Origin of the sequence: Pseudoalteromonas sp. EB27, assembly GCF_001974875.1 — a bacterium.
Lineage (GTDB): Bacteria > Pseudomonadota > Gammaproteobacteria > Enterobacterales > Alteromonadaceae > Pseudoalteromonas.
Genome location: NZ_MTQD01000016.1, coordinates 101,958 through 124,900 on the forward strand (window position 1 = coordinate 101,958; position 22,943 = coordinate 124,900).

17 protein-coding genes are annotated in these 22,943 nt (G+C 39.3%); 6 read left to right on the forward strand and 11 right to left on the reverse strand.

The features are described from left to right. Positions 1 to 31: 31 nt before the first annotated feature. The 9 genes from BW142_RS17110 to BW142_RS17150 all read right to left on the reverse strand — a co-directional run bounded on the left by BW142_RS17110 (position 32) and on the right by BW142_RS17150 (position 13,935). Positions 32 to 871, reverse strand: a complete 840-nt coding sequence (locus BW142_RS17110; RefSeq protein WP_076925720.1) for a transposase — start codon at positions 869 to 871, stop codon at positions 32 to 34. A gap of 277 nt (positions 872 to 1,148) precedes the next feature. Beyond that, positions 1,149 to 1,811 carry a hypothetical protein gene (locus BW142_RS17115; protein WP_076925722.1) on the reverse strand — a complete coding sequence of 221 codons (663 nt, stop codon included), beginning with the start codon at positions 1,809 to 1,811 and terminating at the stop codon, positions 1,149 to 1,151. Further along, positions 1,811 to 9,250, reverse strand: a complete 7,440-nt coding sequence (locus tag BW142_RS17120) for an RHS repeat-associated core domain-containing protein (RefSeq protein WP_143475953.1) — start codon at positions 9,248 to 9,250, stop codon at positions 1,811 to 1,813. Before BW142_RS17120 ends, BW142_RS17115 begins: the two co-directional genes overlap by 1 nt. 287 nt (positions 9,251 to 9,537) lie before the next feature. Continuing rightward, positions 9,538 to 9,816: a peptidylprolyl isomerase gene (locus BW142_RS17125; protein WP_002959014.1), complete on the reverse strand. Its 279-nt coding sequence runs from the start codon at positions 9,814 to 9,816 to the stop codon at positions 9,538 to 9,540. A gap of 121 nt (positions 9,817 to 9,937) precedes the next feature. Then, a complete protein-coding gene (locus tag BW142_RS17130; RefSeq protein WP_076925726.1) occupies positions 9,938 to 10,360 on the reverse strand; it encodes a DCC1-like thiol-disulfide oxidoreductase family protein in 423 nt (140 codons plus the stop codon). 27 nt (positions 10,361 to 10,387) lie between these two features. Next, positions 10,388 to 10,915 (reverse strand): response regulator, encoded by a 528-nt coding sequence (locus BW142_RS17135; protein ID WP_076925727.1) that lies wholly within the window; start codon positions 10,913 to 10,915, stop codon positions 10,388 to 10,390. After that, positions 10,912 to 12,153, reverse strand: coding sequence for a sensor histidine kinase (locus tag BW142_RS17140; RefSeq protein WP_171972339.1), 1,242 nt, complete (start codon positions 12,151 to 12,153; stop codon positions 10,912 to 10,914). The genes BW142_RS17135 and BW142_RS17140 overlap by 4 nt, the downstream gene beginning before the upstream one ends. Positions 12,154 to 12,214: 61 nt before the next feature. Then, complete coding sequence (locus BW142_RS17145) at positions 12,215 to 12,619, reverse strand: DUF4440 domain-containing protein (RefSeq protein ID WP_076925730.1); 405 nt, start codon at positions 12,617 to 12,619, stop codon at positions 12,215 to 12,217. Between the two features lie 8 nt (positions 12,620 to 12,627). Next, a complete protein-coding gene (locus BW142_RS17150) occupies positions 12,628 to 13,935 on the reverse strand; it encodes an amidohydrolase family protein (protein WP_076925732.1) in 1,308 nt (435 codons plus the stop codon). Between the two features lie 153 nt (positions 13,936 to 14,088). On the opposite strand from BW142_RS17150, the gene BW142_RS17155 reads away from it, so the two are divergent. Beyond that, positions 14,089 to 15,168, forward strand: coding sequence for a ketoacyl-ACP synthase III (locus BW142_RS17155; RefSeq protein WP_076925733.1), 1,080 nt, complete (start codon positions 14,089 to 14,091; stop codon positions 15,166 to 15,168). 71 nt (positions 15,169 to 15,239) lie between these two features. Continuing rightward, the gene (locus tag BW142_RS17160; RefSeq protein ID WP_076925735.1) at positions 15,240 to 15,626 is read left to right on the forward strand and encodes a VOC family protein; all 387 of its coding nucleotides are present in this window, start codon (positions 15,240 to 15,242) and stop codon (positions 15,624 to 15,626) included. Between the two features lie 202 nt (positions 15,627 to 15,828). Here the strand turns inward: BW142_RS17160 and BW142_RS17165 are convergent, their stop codons facing one another. Together BW142_RS17165 and BW142_RS17170 are read right to left on the reverse strand one after the other, a co-directional pair. Next, the gene (locus BW142_RS17165; protein WP_076925737.1) at positions 15,829 to 17,193 is read right to left on the reverse strand and encodes a leucyl aminopeptidase family protein; all 1,365 of its coding nucleotides are present in this window, start codon (positions 17,191 to 17,193) and stop codon (positions 15,829 to 15,831) included. A gap of 87 nt (positions 17,194 to 17,280) precedes the next feature. Further along, positions 17,281 to 17,703 (reverse strand): hypothetical protein, encoded by a 423-nt coding sequence (locus tag BW142_RS17170; protein WP_024600540.1) that lies wholly within the window; start codon positions 17,701 to 17,703, stop codon positions 17,281 to 17,283. A 105-nt stretch (positions 17,704 to 17,808) separates the two neighbouring features. Here BW142_RS17170 and BW142_RS17175 point away from each other — a divergent pair, with 105 nt between their 5' ends. From BW142_RS17175 to BW142_RS17190, 4 genes are all read left to right on the forward strand, one after another. Continuing rightward, positions 17,809 to 17,979 carry an oxidoreductase-like domain-containing protein gene (locus BW142_RS17175; RefSeq protein WP_076925739.1) on the forward strand — a complete coding sequence of 57 codons (171 nt, stop codon included), beginning with the start codon at positions 17,809 to 17,811 and terminating at the stop codon, positions 17,977 to 17,979. A gap of 316 nt (positions 17,980 to 18,295) precedes the next feature. After that, on the forward strand, positions 18,296 to 20,878 hold the full coding sequence (locus BW142_RS17180; RefSeq protein WP_076925741.1) for a TonB-dependent receptor: 2,583 nt from the start codon (positions 18,296 to 18,298) through the stop codon (positions 20,876 to 20,878). Between the two features lie 250 nt (positions 20,879 to 21,128). Beyond that, a complete protein-coding gene (locus BW142_RS17185) occupies positions 21,129 to 22,562 on the forward strand; it encodes a sulfotransferase (protein WP_076925742.1) in 1,434 nt (477 codons plus the stop codon). Between the two features lie 264 nt (positions 22,563 to 22,826). After that, positions 22,827 to 22,943, forward strand: a 117-nt coding sequence (locus tag BW142_RS17190; protein ID WP_143475947.1) for a transposase DNA-binding-containing protein, incomplete at its 3' end; no start/stop codon positions are given.

The following is a 22,943-nucleotide window of genomic DNA, read 5'->3' on the forward strand; positions in this document are numbered from 1 at the left end:
AAATTGCAGTAGAAACTAGAGAAAAATAGGGTCAGCCCTTTCTTTTTGACACTATTTTACTTACACGAGAATAGTGCAACTGAAAATAGTCACCAATCTCTTTCAAAGTATAGCCGCCTGTTGCATATGCAGTTCTTATAGCGTCATCGCGGTTATTACTCTGCTTCTCATATTGTTCTAAAGGTAAAGCTCGCGCCCTCCTTTGTTTTTTCGGAACCTCAGATAAGTCACCTTCCTGCAACTTCAATAATTCAAGGTGCTCTTTTACAAAATCATCACTCCCTAAAAACACCTGGTTTGATATATTCTTCCAAGGGTTAACGCCCTTTCCCTGCTCTACAAAATGCGCAAATTTACGTCTTGCAATGGCTTTATATTTACTAAATTGGAGTAATATTGTATCTGTGGCTAACCAAACAGGGGCTTCTGTTTCTCCCATTACAATGGGCCAACTACTCCAAGGCCATTCCGATAAGTTATCAACCATGTGTGCTCTAATTGGATTTAAAATAATATATCGGCTTAACTCTAATAGGTAGGCGTCTTTATCGACCAAAATCGCTTTATAGCGTCCTTGAAATAAGTGCCCCACACGTCGATGCTTTCTATTAAACCATTGCGTGTATACCCCATTTAATTGTCGCATTCCTTTACTTAAATTAGCATCTGGCGTTTCAACCAATAAGTGATAATGATTAGTCATTAAGCAATATGAATGAATAACCCAGTTATACCGTTCGCATACTTCACTTAAGATTTGTAAAAAACCGTCAAAGTCTGTCTCATCTAAAAAAATAGACTTTCGTTCATTTCCTCGCGATGTGACATGATACAAAGCACCAGCAAACTCCAACCTTAATGGTCTAGCCATTTTTAACCCAATCAAAAAATAATTGATGACTTAAAGCTTAGTCCTACTAAGTAAAAAGGCAAAAAGAAAGACCTGACCCCATTAATTTGCATTAATTTGTAATTTGTAATTTGTAATTTGTAATTTGGACCCCATTAATTTGTATTAATGGTCTAGCCATTTTTAACCCTGTCAAAAAACAATTGATGACTTAAAGCTTAGTCCAGCTAAGTGAAAAGGCAAAAAGTAAGACCTGACCCTTTTATTTTCTACTTTGCTGCCCATTAATTTTTCGAAATCAATCCCAGTTTTCAATTTCAAAAAAACGATTAGTCAAAATCTTTTGTGACATATTGTCCAGTTCACCTTGTGTTGGAATGTCAGAAAACTCCACGCCTTTGAATTTTTCGTTATCAGTTAAAAATTTCCTTGAAAAATTTTCTAGCTTATTTAAGAAAATCTCTAATTCATTTTTGCTATCTAGCATACCTATAATTGTAGTGTTTTTAACAATGCCAGCAATATCTTTCCCATAAAGAAACTCGCACTCAATGTTTGTAGAGTTTTCTATCGTTGCAGTTACACTGGGCTTAGATTTTGTACTTAATATTTCAAACTGTTTAAGCCAATATTTGGCATCCCTATAATTAATATCTGCCACGAGTGCCTGCTTCATAGAAGATGTATTATAAATTAATCTTGCCTCATTAGTATTGGCAGCAATTGCCGTGAAAGCATACTTTGAACTTCCAGAAGAAGCGGTTTTGACTACAAAAAACTCTCTTGGATTAAACCCAAGGTTATCAATCGAAGCTTTAGTATTTTGAACACTATAAAAAGCTTCTAGCCAATTAAGAGAACATGTTTGCTCTATATCATTTGGCTTCAAAAAGCTTTTTGCAAAAATAGTTGATAGCGATAACACTATCAACATACCAATTAAAATTACTGATTTTTTCATTAGCAACCTACCACACATTGGCCCACATAATGAGTTCTTTGATACCTTAACCTCATTTGGTTACGAATTAAATTAGTATGACGCACTGCATAAGCTTCACCAGTTAAACCTCCACCTCTCGGATCTCCTATTCGAGTTACACCACCTGAACTAAACATAGTTGATGCAGCATTTTTCCATGCATGGTGTAATTCATGACCAAGAGCTAAAGTTGAACTTTCACCACTAACATTTACAGGTTTTCCAAAACGTAATCCTCGAAATGGTTCTGAATGTAAAGGGTCAAAGTGTATTGTAGAATCATTGCTAAAATGACTACCTACTGTTTTGAATGTATTTCTTCCATACTCAAATGTTATTTCAGCATCAGTGCCAGCTATCCCTTCCAGCATATTAGCACCAGCATCAGTACCAACTAGCTCTGATAAGCTGCCCGCAACTTGATCCGCATAACCTTCTGGACCGACTGTGTTATAAGTGAATTCCGACTCCCCAACAGTTAAACTACCAGATTGCTCTACTACTCTATTAGCTTCACCACTTCCACCATTACCAAAATTATTTGTCTTAGACCAATCTGTATTTATTGCAACAACAAACGCAGCACTAACCGCACCATTAGCAAATTTACCACCTGTTAGTTTTGATATCGTTCCACCTACAACTGCTGCGGTTACAACTTTACCAAATCCTTTACCGTAGCCACCTCCAATAGCAGAACCTAGTCCAGCAGACCAGAAACCGTGCCCAAACTTACCTCCTTGTACTTTACCTGCAATACCACCAGCAAGCCCATTGGCAAAAAAGGCTCCTATCCCTTCCCCTACGCCAGCTCCAATTCCGGCAGTAAAGGCACCTACTAATGCTCCCGTTAAAATATTTCCTCCATTCAGTGCAGCACCAGTTGCTCCCGCAGCCCCCCCTATTGCTGCCCACATAGCAGCGGTGCATGTTCCAGCACAATAATAAGATGCAACAGCCACTATGATGACGCTAGCAAATTTCTTAACGCCTTTCCAAAGCTTGCTAAAGAAATACCCACTAGGATCGGTATAACTCATTGGATTATTCAACACATAAGCATATCGGTTATACGACTGTGAATTACTCGGTGCCTGAATATGCGGATCAGCCTGAAGGAATCTACCCAATGTAGCATCATAAATACGGCCACCCATATGAATAATACCTAAATCGCTCAGCTCTTTATGCCCAGTATACCCTTTACTTTCAGCAGGGCTTTGTTGCGATAGTAGCGTTTGTAAACTGCTTGAAGTGCTAAAGCGGTTTTGTTTGCCCCAGGCATCGTAATTAATATGTTGCACTACCGCACCACTGGCATTGGTAATTGACGTGGTTGAACCTAAATGGTCTTTATGTAAGTAAAAGGTATCGTTATTACCGTTAGAGCGGTCTGTTACAACGACGTTACCAACGTAATATTTGTGCTCAGTTATGCCATTACTGCCTTTAATACGTTCGTATAGCCCTTTTACATAAAGTGTATGAGTTGTACCATTGCTGCGTTTGTCTGTGCGGCTATATAAATTACGATTATGGTCGTATGCCATGTCGGTATAAATACCGCCTTTAGTAATACGTGTTGGTTTATCGTACGCGCTATAGGTAAAGGTACGCGAGCCATCTGAAAGTACATTGCCTCGGTTATCGTAGCTGTTGGAATTGCTAAAGTCGTATATCACTGTTCCTGCGCCATTAGCGCCGCTTGTTACTTGTAATACACGGTTTTTAATGCTGCTGTGATATGTGTAATGCCCTGCACCTTGTTTATATTTAAAATTACCCAGTGCATCGTAATCATAATTTTTATATATACCGCCACTACTTTCGTTACACGTAGTGGTACTTACTTGGGTACGGCTCCACTTAAGTCTATTTAAGCTATCGTATCCAAAGCTTTCGCAGTAATCATGCGCTGAGCCACCTAACGCAAAGTTATGTTTACGCTCTGTTAGGTTACCAACTTCATCAAACTTAAAACTTTGGTTGTGTAGCATGCTACTGCCTTTGGTAAGCGACATGCTATCAATATAACCACTGGTTGCTTTATAGCCTTTAGTTTGCTTTACGCCGTTGGCATAACGCACATCAGTTATATTACCGCGGGAATCCATTGCTTTTACTTCTTGGTATACTTTTCCAAAATCGCGATGATTGGGAGTTACATTAGTTAGCTTTGTTGCCATGCCATAGTTGTTATAGCCATGCTCAACAGTAAATCCATTTGCTGGATATTGCGTGTATTTAACGCGATTATATTCATCGTACATTAATTGACTGTAAAAAATTTCACCGTCAATAAGGGTTTCTGTCTCAGCTAATTTATTATTATCACCGTAGGTGTATGTTTCTTGGTAATTAGGTTGCGTTGGCCAATTACTGCTACACGTGTTGGTGTTTTGATTCGCACCTTTTTTATAGGCAACGCGACTTAATGCGCCTTTTAATTGCGAGTCGTATTCCCAACAGGTTAAACCGTCTACGTCAAGTCTTGCAATTTTACGGCCTAATTCATCATAGCGCATAGCAAGCGTTTGGTTACTGCTGTTAGTTTGCGTAACTAGCTCGCCAAAGTCGTTGTATGTATAATCCCATGTACCTTTATCAAGGTCGGTCATACTTGTTTTACGGCCATGTTCATCTACTACTAGCGTTACTTGTGTATGGCTAAACGTATTGCCTTTGTATACTTTAGTTGTAAGTAAATCGTTGTTGGCACTATAAGTATAGGCTAGTTTAGTAAGCGTTTCGCCTTGCGCGCTTAAGCTTTTCACCAATACTTTTTGGCCCACAAAGTTAGTTGTTACTATTTGTTTGTTGCCTTTTTCGTCGATAGTTGTGGTTGTTAGTCCATCGTATTCACGGGTTACGTTGTCACCCGTTGGCTTTAGCTCGTTGTCAACTCGGCCTAGTTTATCGTAGCTAAACGTCGTTTTATAAGTTGATGCACTGCCGCTACCAGGCTCCGAGACCCATTTAGCCCTTCCTTGTTCATCGTAATCTTTTTCTACAACCTGCCAGCTACCGCTCAGTAAACGTTTTTTAGTTACAAGCTCACGCCCCCATGCATCAAGGTATGTGTGGGTTTCTGGTATGCCGGAAGCTCCACTAATTATTCGTTGAAATGCCCCTGCAACACCACAAGACACACTACTACACAAACGTGTGTATGTTGCCGACTGCAATGTAGGTGATTGACTACCCGTACTTGATAGTGTTTTAGTTGGCGTACCAAAATAATTATACTCTTTTGTAAGCTTACCGCCGTTATAGTTTTCAACTTGTGTACTTAGTATTATGCCTTTGGGTAATTGAGTAAAACTACTACCAGACTTGCTCGCTTTGTACTTTGTTTTTGTTTCAAAGCCTTTAGTGTTAGTTGTACTAACCATAAAACGGCCACGGCTGTCGTATTGAGTCGATGAAGACCTACTGCTAGGTTTAGAACTAGAGTCATTTTCCGTTGGAGTACTTGCTACAAATATACTACTGTTTTTGTTACCCCATTCATCGTAGCCATGCGTTGTTGTACCAAAGGCGGTAACTTCTGTTTTTAATAGTTTATCGCTATTGTAGGTAAAACTCGCATTGTTAATTATGCTTCCAACCGAACCGTTAACCGGAGCGGTAACCCCACCTACTTTGAGTGTTTTACTTACTTGTGTGGTTGCCAATCGGCCCATTTTTTTATCAACACTTGAACTGCCGTAAGTATTGTCAGTAACAACCGTTAGCACATTTGAAGTAGATACAGCACCAGACGCTTTGTTGTCTGTTTTATTTGTAATTTTATCGGCATTACCGTAAGCGTCGTATTCATTATAAGTAATACTTCTTGAGGCTACGCTACTGGCCGTGAGCTCTTTGTTTAATGCATAGCTCACTTCGGTTGATTGTTGAATATAAGCCTGAACGCCGCCATTTACTGTTGCTTGATTAGCTACGCTATTAATTGCTTCACTTACTATTACTGCGTCTGCGCCAACCCCTAATGTTTGAACCGTTGACTTAGGGATTCCTGTATATGGCGCGAGTTGGTTATACACTGTAGTTGTAGCCATACAGGTATCGTAATTAGTGTAAGAGTAGCGGCGTTTACCCCAAAACGGAGCACCGTTATCATCGTAACCTATAATTTCATTTTTATATGCAGTTTCGGTTGTACACGTTTGCAAATCTAAAGTACGGAGCAATTCAAACCCAAGGTTTCCATAGCCTTTTTTGTGCATTAATAGACCACCGTATTGGTATATTACCGATTGAGTGGTGCCATAATTACTTAAAGAGTCAACTCGCGACACCATAAACATGCCTGTTTTAGGTGATATATAATCAGGGTCTAACGACCCATCTTCTGTTAGCCCATTTGATGAATGATCTTGTATATAAGTAGCAGTATTGTGCTCAGCAAAGTTATTAAAGGTATTAGTAATACTTGAATAGGTAATATTGTTTGTAATACCGTGGCCATTATCGACATTTGATATTACATTCATTAATTTACCAGCATCTTTATTAAGGTATACTTTCCATTCAGAATTAGTTCCTTGCAGCCAGTCTAACTTACCGTCACCGTCTATATCGGCAAACTGGGTCATTTTGTTGTCGTCAAATGTCCAACTGCCTCGTTTCTGAAAATAAATTTTACTTGGATGCCCCTTAACAGGCATCGAAAAGTATGTGCTACGCTCTGTTTTTGCGGTGTTAGAAATTAGCAAATCGGTTCTACCATCACCAGAAACATCCATGAAGTAGCTTAAATTCTCTTGCTCTTCATTCACCTTTAGTACCTGACTTCCATAGGTACTAGCAACCTCGACTTCATTAGGTTCTAGTAATTTAGTACCGTCACTTAGTCTATATCTTAATTCGTCACCAACTCGCCACAATATGTCTGTCAAGCCATCACCATTGAGATCAACTGCTTTTGGCGAACTGAATGCATTACCTGAAAATTCATGTTTGTAGGTAGTCCAATCATCTCCTGAGTACAAATACCAACTGATACGATTACTAACGCTACATGTTTGTCCATTAATTGAGTTAGTTTGTGATGATGAAGACGGTTGATAAGAATCTTTACTATTTGGGAGTTGTCCACCGCCTGTACATGTCCTAGTCGCTGTTTTACGACCAACTAACAAGTCAGTTATACCATCACCATTAAAATCTAAAACTGTTGCATTGCGAGCTCCGGCGGAGCTTTTGTATATACTATCGCCATTATAAAGTGTGTGCGTAATTCTAACTTGATCAGTTGGAGGCCCAGTTCTTGTTGCACTAGGTATAGTTGCGAGCGTTTTTGATTCAGAAAAGTTTCCGCCGCCATTATTTTTATAATACTTTAATGTTAAGCCACTACTTACTGTCACAATATCCTGTAAGCTATCTCCATCAACATCTATTATTTGCGTAAACCCTTCAAGTCCAGATGCAAGTATTCCTGTATCTTGAACATTTATAGTTGCGTTTATTGTAAAGCATTCGCTAAATCCGCGACAATGGGTTGTTTTTGTTACCGTCGGTTTGCTAGAAACAACCTTCCAGTTTGATGTCTTATTTTCAGCAACTATAAAGTCAAGAATACCATCACCATCAAAGTCTATAACCCTAGCATACTCAGCCTTAGAAACGAGGTTCCCGGTTCCCGAAAGTGTTGTAGCTGATGATAAGCTTGGCCCATATTTCACTTTCCATGTCCCATCGGGATAAATGATGTCTGAGTATCCATCGCCATTAAAATCAAACATTAATGCTTTGCTGTTATTTTTAGTACTTACAGTTTTTGAAGATGTCGTTGAAAAAGGTTTAAATGCATCAGATACAGGTACCTGCCTGCACATACGTGATAAGGGCGTTGTATCTTCTGTGTGGCACTCTTCTCGTGTTTGAGTATTAATTGGTGCTGGCTTTTGCCAGTTAAAAGTCAATGGCGCGTTACAAAGTTTGTTTGTGCCTGTTCCTGCACATTCTGTCATAGACTCTAGGTAGTTTTTTTCGTCTTGAAAGTCTGATTCATAGTACGAGAGTGTATAAGACCTAAATAGTTTTTTATCTATTTGTACTTGAACGCTTTCTAATAGTTGACTTTGGTAAATTGGTGAACCCGCAGAGTAACCTGATTTCTGTTTTTTACTTTCTTTATAAGTAAAAATAATTGAAGCGTATGGCACTTTATTTAAAACTGCATTACCAGAGTAATCAATACTCTTTAAATAGCTTTCACCATGATGGGTAGAATACTTATCGTAAAAATCATTATAGTTATATACAAAGTAATTACTTTTAACATCTTGCACTGCCTTAACGAGCCACATTCTTGCTAAATCAGTGTTATTTTCACTGTGAATATAGGCATCATTTTTGCCCTGAGTTTCTGAGCCACCAACCGTTTTAAATGTTCTTGTTAAGCTTTTACCTAATAATGATTTTTTATTTGAATCTATTGCGCTCACATCACCAAAATAGTGAATTTCACCTGCTTTATTCTCTACTGTAAATGCTCTTAATGTGCCTGCAACATAATGAGGCTTAATAATGTTAAAGCTGTCTACTGCGGTATGATAAACGCTTGATTCGCTCCAATAAGATATGTCTGTAATACCAATATCTGATGTATGCTTTGTGTTTGCAGTTCTATTTTTTAGTAGTCGTTGCCCGTTAAAACAAAGCCTGTCAGTTTTTGTTAAACTAACTCCCCCCTGTTTACCGTCGTAAACAGGGGTTTTACCACAACGAGTCACTGCGGAAGAAGCGCTTAAAGACCAACCTTGCCCAACTATTCCATCACCAGCTTGTGAGCTATAGTTTAGCGATACCTGCGGGGCAACACCTGCGGTGCCCTTCGGGATTGAAATTGGAACGTTATAAGTTGCGGCCCCACTTTCGGATACCCTAAACTGCGCCGCTATTGTACCAACATGTTCTGTTGCACTATCAGACACACTGATTTCTCTTGTTCCTGCTACGCTTTTATATTCAAACTGATTTGTAGAGCCGGGCACTGAACAAGCTAAACTTCCTGATTCAAACGCATTTATGTCGCATCCGCTACCAGTCATACACGCTGAAACTTGATACGTATATTTGCCTGTGTTTATGCCAGGATCGGCTAATATGCTATTTCCATCGTTTTTAACTTGTTCGGCAGTTTTACATTGCAGAGGCCCTAGAGCACCGCTGTTGACATCTTTAGTACGGAAGTAATAAGCTGTTGTCGCGCCTATATCGCCTATGGATATACGAGTACTGTCACCGGTGGTGTAAACACCAACTCCATTGACTGTAACTTGCGGAACAGGAATAAAAGTGGTGATCCCATCATTAGCAATTGGCACCCAACTGGATGAGGCATTTGATTCAAATGATAAAATAGTTAGAAAAGACAAACCTATTAGTTTTGAGCAAGATGCGAACACTATTTAATATCCCTATTCTTTATTGATTTAATTATTATATTTTTATCAGATCAATAATAATAATAAACAAAACGTAAAAAATAAACATTTTTTTTACATCTTTGCCTTTTTTGGGTTCAAAAAGTATTCTTAAGAGGATGTTCGCTGCAGAGACAAGCTTTCAATAACATTATGCATACATTTGTTAATTGGATTAATTTAGAAATATCAACAGAATCAAAATTAGAGTGTATACAGAAATAAAAGACTGCATTGTGCAGCCTTTTGCGTAATTGTTAACGGATCTATTAAGTACGATAAAGTACTTTAATTACATGCCAGCCGAATTTTGTTTTAACTAGGTGGGGCTCTAAAATTGCGCCTTTAAATGCAATTTTGTCAAACTGTGGAACCATTTGTCCGCGTCTAAATTCACCTAAGTCACCGCCTTTTTTACCCGATGGGCATGATGAGTATTTTTTAGCTAAGGTCTGAAACTTTGCACCTTTACCTAATTGCTTAATAATATCTTCTGCAATCTCTTTGTGCTTTACCAAAATGTGAAGTGCATGTGCTGTGTTTGCCATGAAAAAAGCCTTTTATACCGTTAGCTAAAATTAAACGCGGCGATTTTAACACAACCCTATAAACCTAGCATCTACTTATACTGCAGTGTATTAACGCTACTGCATTGTATTAACGCCTAATTTATAAATAATGTTTAGCATCATCTGGGTTGGGTATTCTGCAGTACTGATATTTACCAAATAACGTATAGCGGTTTAAAGCAACCCTATCGTATAACCAATTATTAAAACTATTTGGCAAAATACTAAATACGCTTGCTAGTTTGTATGGGTAACCTAGCTGCTTAACAACATTAAAAAAAGCATGGCTTTGTGTAAATGCTTTACCATTTTCAACAAGCACCATTGAAGCGTATTCACTGGTTGAAAAACCAAAGTGTGTTAACAACAGTTCTCCGTTTGGAGATTGTACGCTGCATAATTTAAAAATAGTATTTTTATCGTGAGCAATAATAAAGTTACACCACGCGCTGCACAGCTTACATTGCGCATCAAATAATATAATTTTTTGATTTTGCATTATTGTCACTGCATCATCGCTCATAACACTTTCCTTAAATTAAGTAATAAATTACTGCTGCACCGGCTTTTTTTGTAACTTGCGCTGCAAAGTACGTCTATGCATATTAAGTTGCCGCGCGGTAACCGACACATTGCCATTATTACTGTGTAATACTTGTTGAATATGCTCCCACTCTAAGCGCTCCGGGGACATAACCGCATCACCAATAACATTCGATGCCGATGCCACAGGCTCGGTGTTAAGCGCTTTTAATAATGTTGCCATATCAACCGGCTTAGTAAGGTAATCGTTTGCACCTAACCGCATTGCCTCTACTGCGGTTGCAATACTTGCAAACCCAGTTAGTAAAACAATATGAGTTTGGGGGAGCAAACTACGCAGCGGCTTTATGAGTGTCAGTCCGTTATCGTCGCCTAGTTTCATGTCTAATAAAACAAAGTCGGGCAATAATTTACGCGCAGCAAGTAACGCATCACTTTGGTTATGCGCCACCTCACAGGTAAAGCTTTGTTTAGTTAAGCGCCTTGCCAGTGTGCTGGCTAAATTTATATCGTCTTCAATTATAAGTAACTTCATGAGGCGTTATTCTCAGTGTTTACAATAGCAAGTTTAACTTTGGCGACAGCGCCGCCATCTGCATGGTTAAACAACGTAAGTGAGCCATTTAAACGCTCAAAAGTAACGTTTGATAAAAGCACAGCAAGCCCTATTCCTTGATCGCTTGGCATAAGTTGACCACCCAGCTCTGCTAATTGCGATGATGAAAAGCCACGGCCAAAATCGCGAATTAACAAGTAAACGCACTCACTATGTAAGCTATCTTGCTGCCAACTCAGCTCTAATTGAGTTTGGCCTTGTTTTTGATTAGCGAGCGCGGCATTTTGCAGTAAATTTAAAATAGCAGGCAATAACATCGCATCACTCAATAGCGTTGCCGCAATAGGTGGCGTAATCCATTTAATGTGCTGATCAGGGTATTGCAGTAAAAGCGTATCTGTAATTTGCGTTTGCAGTTGCTTTACGGTGGTATGCTCTTGCGAATTTTTAAGACGTAATTGCTCTGAGAGTTTTCTAAAGTCGTTAAGCTGCGTACTACACTGAGTAAGCGGCGCTTGCATGTGCTTAACAATAGGGTTGTTTGACTGGTCTTCTAATAACTCTTCAAACAATAGCTGTAAATTTGCAATTGGGGTCGCTAGTTGATGGGTGATTTGTGCAGCAGCCCCATCAAGGGTAACAAGCTGTTCATTACGCAATTGTTTTTCACGCACGTTTGCAATAATTCGCTCTCGCTCTTTAAGTGCCCTGCTCATTGCGCCAATAACAAGTGCAATTACGCTGGCACTTAAAACAAAATTAACCCACATGCCAATAAAGTGACCACTCATATTCATTTGATGCATACTGTGATCGGGCATCTTTATAAGTAGCAAACTGTATGCGGCAATGGCTAATACCGCAATATAAGCTAATCCTTTTTCTCGCAGCGTAACAGCAGCGATCATTATTGGGAGCAATAATAACGAAACAAATGCATTAGTTGCACCGCCGCTTAGTGAGAGCAAAACCGTTAAAAATAATACGTCTGCAGTTAGCTGCATCAACATACCCAAAGGTTTAGCACGACTCACATTACGATAAGCAAATAGGCTAATAAGCTGAAACACAGCCTCAACGGCAATAACAATAAGTAAAGGCAGTAATGCAATTTGATGTTCTAGTAAAAAATAAACGCTAAGTACCGCAATTAATTGCACGGCAATAGCGCCGCTTCGCAGCATTAATAATCGACTAATGGTGGGGTCGGTACGCATTAACAACAGGTTATTGCCCAATCAAATGTTTAATAAGGTTATTTTAACGGTTATATGATTTTTAATCATCATCCATCGAAATTGAAAACGGCGCACAAGGCGTTCCTTGGTGAAACACCATTTTCCATTGTTCATTACTTTTACGCCAAAGCGACATACGCAATGAATAATTAAACTCAGCGCGAGCAGAGCGCCTAAAAGCAGCTTGGTAACTAAGTTGCACTACATCATCGCTCAGCATTCGGCCCTTAAAATGCTGATTATAAAACTGTGGCACAACCTCGGTAGGTAAGCGGGTAAGTACTTGGTATTTATTAAATGTAGTGCCGTTGGCTGCAATTTCGATAAATTCATCATCGAGTAAAGCATCTAGTGCGCGCTCAGATTGGCGAATCTCTGGGTCTAGTAACTGGCGCTCAGCGTCAATCAAATGATTAAACAACGACACTTTTATTTTGCTGCTCATAACCTTCCCTATTGTTTATAAACTTGCCCGGCTTTCATAACAAATTGCACGTTTTTAAGTACGTCGATATTTTTAAGCGGTGAGCCATTCACACTGATAATATCTGCTTGCTTACCAACACTCAAGTCGCCAATGAGTGCGCTTTGCCCCAGTAGTTTAGCTGCATGTATGGTTGCTGACTTAATAGCTTGGGCTTCGCTCATACCATTGTTTACCATTAAACTAAATTCGTTAGCATTAAGCCCATGACGCGACACACCTGAGTCTGTTCCAAAGGCTATATTAACCTTGTTTTTCAGTGCAAGTTTAAACGAAGCCTGCATTTTTGGAGTCACTTCACGCACTTTGTCGGCTATTGCCGGTGGCATATTTGGATTTGTAAGCACCTCTTCGCTTACCGTTGCACCCGCTAAAAGCGTCGGTACTAAATAAGCTCCCGTTTTTTTAAATAACTTTATTGCCTCTTTATCTAAATAAGAGCCATGCTCAATAGAATCTACACCGGCTTTTAAGGCCGCTTTTATACCTTGTGTACCGTGCGCATGCGCTGTAACTTTACGCCCTAAGTGGTGAGCAGTATCAACAATTGCAATCAGCTCTGCATCTGTAAGTTGTTGGTTAACCCCTGCGGCGGTATTACTCAATACTCCGCCTGTGGCAGTAATTTTAATTACATCAGCGCCACTTTTTATTACCTCGCGTACCGCACGGCTACAATCATCCGCGCCATTACAAATACCAATCCCACCTGTAACCGCATCTGTAATGTCTTTTCGATAACCGTGCATATCTGCGTGTCCACCGGTAGGCGATATTGTATTACCCGCTGCAAAAATACGAGGGCCGTTAATATCATTTCTCTCGATAGCGCGTTTTAGCGGAAATATAACTTTATGATCGCTACCTAAATCTCGCACTGATGTAAAACCCGCATCGAGCGTACGTTGCAAATATTTAATTGAGCGCAAAGCATAATCGGCATCATATTCTGTTGCCCAGCGGTGAGGGTTTGCTTTAGCATCTCGCTCAAACGTAACGTGAACATGCATATCAATAAGACCAGGCATTACAAATTGATTTTTAAGATTGATAATATCGGCATCAGATAGGTTAAGTTCTGCTTTTGTGAGGTAGCCGTCTTTAATGGCTGTTATTGTATTATCTGTTATGACTAACGTTTGCTCTGTTTTTACTTTTTGATCCTCGGATGCAAGTAAGCTGCCCGCATAAATAATTTTATGCTGTTGAGCAAAAGCCCCATTTGCAATTAATGCCAGCGCTATTGAAGTGAATGTTGTTATTAGTGTTGTTTTCATACTTGCTCCTTTTTTATACTAGCATTACCTTAAATAACCCGTAATTGCGAATATTTACGATACAAAGCATGCTATAAACTAGTCTTGAAAGCCGTTTTTTGGTATAACTCACCAATTAGAAATACATGTCAGACCACCTTAAGAGAACATACTATGCCTTACGCACATATCACTGGTTGGGGTAAATGCATTCCACCAGCAAGCATTAGCAACGATGAAATTAGTGAAATAGTTGATACCACCGACGAGTGGATAACCACGCGTACAGGCATTAAATCTCGCCGAGTGAGCCATGTAAGTACCGCCGAGCTGGCAACCGTTGCTGCTAAGCATGCTATTGCGTGCGCGGGCGTTGATCCTAAAGATATTGATTTAGTAATATTAGCCACTTGTACACCTTCTACTGTTGTGGCAAATACCGCCTCACAAGTGCAAAAAAATATTGGTGCAACTGGCGCTGCCGCAATGGATACAAACGCGGCATGTTCGGGCTTTTTATATGCATTGCAAGCTGCTACAGCACAAATTCAAGCGGGTATGATCAAAAAAGCAGTGGTCATTGCCGCTGAGCGTATGACCTGGTACGTAAACTGGGCACGCCGTGACAGCGCTGTATTATTTGGCGATGGTGCAGGTGCTGTCGTACTTGAAGCAGCAGATACACCAGCGGGTCTACTTGGTACTAAAACCGGTTGTGACAGTGAAGACCGCGATATTTTACACATCACTAACTTTGGTAGTGATTTAAATAAATATGAGCCAATTGGTCCATCTGATTTATTATTTGAAGGTCGTGAAATTTTCAAACGTGCTGTAAAAGGCATGAGTGAAGCGTGCGACGACGTACTTAAACAAGCCGATTTGAGCCTTGATGATATTAATGTACTCGTTCCACACCAAGCTAACTTACGTATTATTCAGGCTATTCAGCATCGTTTAAAAGTACCTGACGAAAAAGTGATGGTTAACATTGGTGAATATGGTAATACCTCTGCTGCAACTATTGCTATTGCGTTATGTGAAGCCGTTGAGCAAGGGTTAATTAAACCGCATTCAAATATTATGTCTGCTGCATTTGGTGCAGGCCTAACATGGGCTGCAAGTTACATAAAATGGGGCGAGCGCGTAACGCCTATTAGTGTAAGCGATGCTGCTTTACCACCATGTGATAAAACTGGTTTAGAGCTTGTAGCACCAGCTGTTAAAGCATGTAAAGAAGCGCAGCAAAGCTAACAAAAGATGTAATAACCCACATTTAAAACGCACTTAATTTAAGTGCGTTTTTGCTTTTGAAGGAATTAAATTTGAAACTTTTAGGTATTCATCACGCTGCCATTATTAGCAGTGACTATGCACGTTCTAAACACTTCTATAGCAACGTACTTAAACTTAACGTTATTAATGAGCACTTTAGAGCTGATCGTAATTCATATAAATTAGATTTAGCCATGCCCGATGGTAGTCAAATAGAGTTATTTTCGTTTTATGGCGCACCTACGAGACCAAGCTATCCCGAAGCACAAGGCTTAAGACATTTAGCTTTTAAGGTAGCTGATATACAGATTTCAAAAACGTATTTAGAGTCGTGTAATGTAGACGTTGAGGATATTAGAGTGGATGAAATAACCGGCAAAAAGTTTACCTTTTTTGCCGATCCAGATAATTTACCACTTGAGCTTTATGAGGTTTAACACTCATAAGCTCAAGTTATTTCCTACTATTGAATCAAAAAATCATACCAACCTGCATAAATCTTTGATCAATTTAACGAATTAAATTGCACTATAACGTCGTTAAAAATTTTTTATTTAGAACAACTAGATACAAAAATTTTTGCCTAGTCCTAGCATAATTTTCTTAACGTTAAATAGACCCTATATAAGCAGATTGGTATTACTTATTAAAACGGTTTTGTAAGTAAGTAAACACCGCGCGAATACCTAACGCTTCACCACCTGTTGGACGACCTGGTAATGCACGTAAGTTCCATGCCATTACATCAAAGTGCACCCATGGTGTTGTTGGTTCAACAAATTCCTTTAAGTAAAGCGCTGCGGTAATAGCACCACCAAACGGTGTGCTTGCACAGTTTGCCATATCGGCTACATCACTTTTTAGTAAGTTTTTGTATTGCTCAAACAACGGAAGTTGCCAAACAGGATCATGGACGCTTAAACCGGCATCAATAATACCGTTTGCTACATCGCGCTCTGTTGAGAAAAAGCCCGGAAGCTCCGTGCCCAGTGCAACACGACATGCACCCGTGAGAGTAGCAAAATCAATAATTAGCTCAGGGTTGTCGTTTTGTGCTTCGCTTAATGCATCACACAATACTAATCGCCCTTCTGCGTCGGTATTATCAATTTCGACCATAATGCCTTTGCGCGTTTTAATTACATCGCCTGGGCGAAATGCATTTCGCGATACTGCATTTTCAACAGCTGGTACAAGCACTCGTAATCTAATTGGTAAGTTAGCTGCCATAATAAGCTGCGCTAGTGCAATTACGTGCGCCGCGCCGCCCATGTCTTTTTTCATGTTACGCATGCCAGAGCTTGGTTTTAAATCAAGTCCACCAGAGTCAAAACATACGCCCTTACCTACTAGCGTAATTAATGGAGCATCTGTTGCACCCCATTTTAAATCGAGTAAACGCGGTTTGTTTTCGCTTGCACGACCCACCATGTGAATAGTCGGGTAGTTTTGCTCTAGTAACTCATCGCCAATCCACTGTGAAAATTCGCCATTGTAAGTTGCAGCTAAATCTTCCATTACTTGCGATAAATGTTGCGGCATCATATCAACCGCTGGGGTGTTTACTAAATCACGTGCAAGTGTAATGGCATCAGCTTGTTGGCTAATACGGTCAAACAACGCTTTATCGCTAATGGCTAATTGCGCTTTTGCTGTTGGTTTTTCTTTATATTCACTAAATTCGTAACCACCAAGCACAAACCCTAAAGCAACTTGCTCTACAAAAGTGCTCTCGCCTTGAATTTGATAAGTACCAGTAGGAAGTGTATTTGCTAAATTACCCGCAGCCCAAAAGTCATCGCTACTTTGCATTAAGCAAAATACCTGGCTTAACTCGCCCGTTTTAGCATCAGGGATTAAAGCAACACCTTGCTTTTCAAAACCTGTATTAGTTAACCAATTTTGTATAAATGCAGGCTGCTGTGCTTGCCAGTCAGATAATTCGTTTTTAAGAATAAAAGATAAAGGAATACCAGAAGATGTATGACGTAGTAATGCACTCATTAAAAAGCTCATATAATATAAAAATGGTACTTAAGAGCATATCAATAAGCGCACCTAAAAGGTATCGCTAATTTGAAGGGATTTTAGTTACTTTTTTAAGCTGTTTTTGGATTCTTGCTTTTGATTTTCTTGATCTATTTTAGCATCAAGTTCTTTAATAGATTTGTTTATATTAAACGAGCTTGGCAGTACATCAACTCCCACTAAACTCCCTAATTTAACAACTAAAGGAATTGTAAGCGGGGCAAAAGGTAATACAGCAAACACACCGAGCCCTAGCCCTTTCAAAATATCAACAAACTGTTCATTAGCGCGTTTTAACTCCTCTTTACTTGTTTGGCCTTGGGTATAGCGCCTATAGATAGAGAGCATTTCCTTGGTTTCTTGTTTTTCTTGAGCAAGTGCGATTTTAAGCGCCACCATAGCACGACGAAAACGCAGCTGTTGGCGTTTCTTACTAATTTTAACTACCCGCCAAGGCGCACGGTGAATAACTTTATATAATCGCATAGCTTTTATTTTCACACAGCGGCGCAGGTTAACAAAGAATAATTTACTTGCTACGGCCTTTCACTTATTCTTATTGCACCAAATTAGTATTAAATACATACAATAATGCAAAATTTATCAAGTCAAATACCGCAAAAGCCTGAAAAACCGAAGTCTGATGAATGCTGTGGCGGCGGTAGTTGCTGCCCCTGTGTATGGGATGAATATAAAGAAAAATTAGTGGCTTGGCGCTGCATACAAAACATTAAAAAACACAAGGAAGAAACAAATAAATAACATTTCAATATTTCCAACGCATTAAAATTCCTCTTAACAACCCTATTTGCACTTATTTAGTTCATTTCCACTTCACTTTGCACCACTGTTGCATTTTTTATTAAATTGAACCTTTTTGTTATCAAACGGTTAATTAACAATTGCTCTCCTCGTTTTTTACCTATAGTCTGTAGATAGGACTTCACAAAAAGTAAGCTTAATTGATTAGGCTTTTGAGGTAAGACCTCAAACTTATGTGAAACAAAAATTAAGTAAAAAATAAATGATGTGAAATTAGCATCAAAAATAAGAATTATTCTAACTGGGGAAAATTAGAATGAAATTAAAAAATAATGCGCTAAACCAAGCAATCAAATTTGCTTTAGCTACAACCACTGCAGGGTTGTTTTTTTCAGGTACTGCTGTTGCAGCAGACGAGCAACAACAAACTAAAGTAAACAAAAACGTAGAGAAAATTGCCGTAGTAGGTACGCGTTCAGCTCCACGTTCAATCGGTGATTCACCGGTGCCAATCGATATTATTGGTGGCGAAGAGCTTGAAAAGTCGGGCAACACTGACATGCTTGAGCTTTTAAAAGGTGCCGTGCCATCTTTTAACGTACATCAAAACCCTATTAGCGATGCAGCCTCTCTTGTTCGCCCAGCTAACTTACGTGGTTTACCATCAGACAGCACATTAGTTCTTTTAAACGGCAAACGTCGTCATCGTGCTTCTGTAATTGCGTTTTTAGGCGGTGGTATTAATGATGGTGCCCAAGGTGCAGATATTTCAGTTATTCCAAGCATTGCTATTAAACAAGTAGAAGTACTTCGTGATGGCGCAGCCGCACAGTATGGTTCTGATGCAATTGCCGGTGTAATGAACTTCCAGTTAAAAGACGCTTCAGAAGGCGGTAAATTAGAAATTCGCCATGGTCAATTTTATGAAGGCGATGGGGATACAACACAAGTGTCGGGTAACGTGGGTTTACCTTTTACCGACAATGGCTTTGCTAATTTAAGTTTTCAATACAAAACAGCAGATGCAACAAGCCGCTCAGTTCAGCGTGCCGATGCTGCAGCTCTTTCAGCTGCCGGTGTTCCTGATGTATCTTCGCTAGCACAAGTATGGGGCGCACCTGAAGTTGATGACGATATTACAATTTTTGGTAACGTGGGTTTAGAGCTCACTAACGATTCTGAATTTTACATGTTTGGTAACTACTCTGAACGTGATGTACGTGGTGGCTTTTACTACCGTAACCCACAAACGCGTTCTGGTGTTTATTCAAATGATGGTGGCGAAACCCTGCTTGTTGCAGATTTAACACCTGATATGAGCGCTAACTGTCCTACTATTGCAATAACAGATGGCAACGTACTAGATGATCCAGCTTACATAAATGGTGTAGCGAACAACCCAGATTGTTTTGCATTTAACGAATCGCTTCCAGGTGGTTTTACACCTAACTTTGGCGGCAACATTACTGATACTTCTTTAACTATCGGTACTAAAGGGCGATTCACTGGTGGCTTCTTAAAAGATACTTACTATGACTTAAGCGGTACTGTGGGCTTAAATGAATCACGTTACTTTATTTACGATACGGTTAATGCCTCTTTAGGTGCAGATACACCACGTGATTTCAGCCCAGGTAAATATGAGCAACTAGAGAAAAACTTTAACTTTGATTTATCAAAGGGTGTCGACTTTGGTTTAGCTTATGATGTAAATATTGCCGGTGGTTTTGAATGGCACGAAGAAACATTCACTATCATTTCTGGTGATGAAGCATCGTACACTGCAGGCCCTTTAACAGAACAAGGTTTTGGTATTGGCTCTAACGGCTTCCCTGGTTTTAAACCATCACAAGCAGGTGAGTTTTCTCGTCGTAACTATGCAGCATACGTTGATGTTGAAGCACCGTTTACTGAAGATTTCCTAATGGGTGTGGCGCTTCGCTTTGAAGACTACGACAGCTTTGGTACTACAACTAACTACAAAGTAATGGCTCAATACCATTTAACTGAAGATTTAAATATTCGTGGCTCTGTAAGTAGCGGTTTCCGTGCACCGACAGTTGGTCAAGCTAACGTAAGTAACGTACAAACAAGCTTAGACAGCGGCGTATTACAAGACTCAGCGCTTCTTCCACCAACAAACCCAATTGCAGTGCAATTAGGTGGTACAGAGCTTGAGCCGGAAGAATCGCAAAGCTATACTCTTGGTGCTGTATACACAATCGGCGAGTTATTTTTAACGCTTGATTACTACAACATTCAAGTAGATGACCGTATTAGCCAATCAGATAAAATCAACTTAAGCCAAGCAGATAAAGATACACTTACAGCGGCTGGAGTTCCTAATGTACAAGGTCTTGCTCAAGTAAGCTTTTTTACAAATGACTTTGATACAACAACACAAGGTATCGATTTAGTTGCAAACTATACAGCTGAACTAATGGGCGGTAGCTCTACATTTAGCCTTGCTTATAACTGGAATGATACTGAAGTAACTCAATTTAGTGAGATTACAGGTGCGTTTAAAGTTAAGCGCTTAGAAGAAGACTTACCGAATCATCGTGCAACGTTCACATTATCTCAGCAGTGGGAATCAGTTTCTGCATTTGCTCGTGCAAACTACTACGGCGAATACCAAGGTGTTCACGTTGATTATGATGCAACAGCTAAAACAGCAGATGCTGCCGTCACTATTGATGCTGAAGTAACTTACTTCTTAAATGAATCAGTTAGCTTCTCTGTAGGCGCTCAAAACTTGTTTGACCAAGATGCTGAAAAACTTGATTTTGCAGATGCAACGGGAATTCCTAATAACAACTGGGGTGGTCAATACTATGAAACATCTCCGTTTGGTATTAACGGTGGCTTTTACTACGCGAAAGCAACATATACTTTCTAAACTATTTTCATGAAGAACCAAAGGCGAAATGTTAAAGACATTTCGCCTTTTTAATTTTATAGTTAATAAAAATAATGATGAACAATACCAATTGCATTGAATAAGTGTTCTATTATAGCGCTCAGAAAATAGCGTAATAACAAGGCGAAAATTATGATATATAGTTGCTCTATATGAATAATTTTTAACGCAGTGAGTACGCTATTTAATGCGATAGAATGATTGTTTTTTTAATAAAATTGGTATAACTATGCTACTTAATAAAGCTAACCAACTACTGCAACAAAATAAACTCAAAGAAGCTGAGTTTCATTTTAAAACGCTATTAAATAGTAACCCTGAAAATGGTGAAGCTTTATTTGGCTTAGGCAGAATTGCCTTACGACTAGAACGCTATGACTCTGCTGTATACTTACTCCAAAAAGCATGTGAGCGAATGCCTCATATGCTTGAACCATTACATGCACTAGCAGATGCGTTTAACGGTGTTAATTCGCCAAACGATGCGTTAACTGTTCTCGAATATGCAAAAAAGTTAGCGAGTCATAACCCAGAACCCCACTACTACCTAGCCCAACACTACTTAATATATGGCGAATTAGATAAAGCCCATACAACGTTTGCCCAAGCTCTCAGTATTGGCACCTACCCAGTAACAGCCTATATTTTATTTGAACTTGTACAGTTAGGCCGCTTTAATAAAGAGCATAATTATGTAAGTAATTTACACCACTTATTAACTCAAACGAGCAATTTACGTTTAAAAATGGTGTGTTACTACGCATTAGCAAACAGTTACGATGTACTTGAAGATACCGAGCAAGCATTTAATTACTTTATATTGGCGAATAAATTACAAAAAAAATTAAGTGAATTTAACACTAAAGATTTAATCCCTTTTTACGATGAAATAATAAAATACAACACCGAGGAATTTATTGCCTCTGCCGATGAAAAGTTTACAGGTAATATTACGCCTGTTTTTATCATTGGCATGCCTCGTAGTGGCTCTACCCTCCTGGAGCAAATGTTGGCAAGCCATAGTCAGTTTTCGAGCCTAGGAGAGAGTACAAGTATTAGTAATAACGCAGTTGCTTTTATTGAACAAAAAACGGGAGTTGCTTACCCGCAATGTTTAGCGCATTTAACGCCTGACCTAATAAAAAAAGCCCGCGAACTGTATATCACAACTTTAAAAACAGCATCGCCCATCAGACCTTTTATAATAAATAAACTGCCTAGTAATTATCAATCGCTAGGACTTATATATAGGCTGTTTCCTAATGCTAAATTTATAAACTTAAGTCGTGATTTTAATGCCACCGCATTTTCTATCTTCACTAATTACTTTGCTGAAAACGAGCCTTATTTTTGCTCACTATCTGAGTTTAAGCTTTATCATAAGTTGTATGAAAAAATGATGAGGCATTGGCACTCCTTTAAAGATATGCCAATTTATGATGTCAGTTACGAAGATTTAGTGAGTAACCCAAAAGAGCAGCTAACGCAGTTACTTGGTTTTTTAAACTGTCATTTTGAAGAGCGCTGCTTAGCGTTTTATAAACAAAAAACACCGGTAACCACGTTGAGTAAACATGCTATTCGCCAACCTATTAATAACGCCGCAATCGCTAAGTGGGAGCGTTACAAAACACCGCTTTTAAAGTTACTTGATGAGAATTAATTAGGGCCTGTTTATCTTTCGAGGTTAAATTTGCAGTAGGCTGTTTGGTATTTAGGCAAGGCAGAGCCTATGTAGTGTGGTTGTTCCCCATAAATAGGCGATAACGCAGCATAAAGACCAAACATCCACTGCCCTTCGGGTTCTTTCTAGGGACGATTAACTCTTTGTTGCCTACATGGATGTAGGTCTGTCTCTTATACACAAGTCTTTGGATATCGATAAGTCTGTGATCTAATCGATCATCATCACTCATAGATTTATCGTATGCACACAAACACTTCTGAAGAATGGGCTCAATTAATTTTTGGTAACGCTAATTTAGGGGATCCGAGACGCACCCGACGATTAGCTGTACTAGCAAGCGATATGGCTGAGAATGCA

Bases quoted from the DNA above. Each gene is read 5' to 3' on its own strand.
- BW142_RS17115 (WP_076925722.1), bottom strand. From the start codon at position 1,811: ATGAAAAAATCAGTAATTTTAATTGGTATGTTGATAGTGTTATCGCTA.
- BW142_RS17110 (WP_076925720.1), bottom strand. From the start codon at position 871: ATGGCTAGACCATTAAGGTTGGAGTTTGCTGGTGCTTTGTATCATGTC.
- BW142_RS17155 (WP_076925733.1), top strand. From the start codon at position 14,089: ATGCCTTACGCACATATCACTGGTTGGGGTAAATGCATTCCACCAGCA.
- BW142_RS17170 (WP_024600540.1), bottom strand. From the start codon at position 17,703: ATGCGATTATATAAAGTTATTCACCGTGCGCCTTGGCGGGTAGTTAAA.
- BW142_RS17145 (WP_076925730.1), bottom strand. From the start codon at position 12,619: ATGAGCAGCAAAATAAAAGTGTCGTTGTTTAATCATTTGATTGACGCT.
- BW142_RS17150 (WP_076925732.1), bottom strand. From the start codon at position 13,935: ATGAAAACAACACTAATAACAACATTCACTTCAATAGCGCTGGCATTA.
- BW142_RS17180 (WP_076925741.1), top strand. From the start codon at position 18,296: ATGAAATTAAAAAATAATGCGCTAAACCAAGCAATCAAATTTGCTTTA.
- BW142_RS17165 (WP_076925737.1), bottom strand. From the start codon at position 17,193: ATGAGTGCATTACTACGTCATACATCTTCTGGTATTCCTTTATCTTTT.
- BW142_RS17140 (WP_171972339.1), bottom strand. From the start codon at position 12,153: ATGCGTACCGACCCCACCATTAGTCGATTATTAATGCTGCGAAGCGGC.
- BW142_RS17175 (WP_076925739.1), top strand. From the start codon at position 17,809: ATGCAAAATTTATCAAGTCAAATACCGCAAAAGCCTGAAAAACCGAAG.
- BW142_RS17135 (WP_076925727.1), bottom strand. From the start codon at position 10,915: ATGAAGTTACTTATAATTGAAGACGATATAAATTTAGCCAGCACACTG.
- BW142_RS17185 (WP_076925742.1), top strand. From the start codon at position 21,129: ATGCTACTTAATAAAGCTAACCAACTACTGCAACAAAATAAACTCAAA.
- BW142_RS17125 (WP_002959014.1), bottom strand. From the start codon at position 9,816: ATGGCAAACACAGCACATGCACTTCACATTTTGGTAAAGCACAAAGAG.
- BW142_RS17130 (WP_076925726.1), bottom strand. From the start codon at position 10,360: ATGAGCGATGATGCAGTGACAATAATGCAAAATCAAAAAATTATATTA.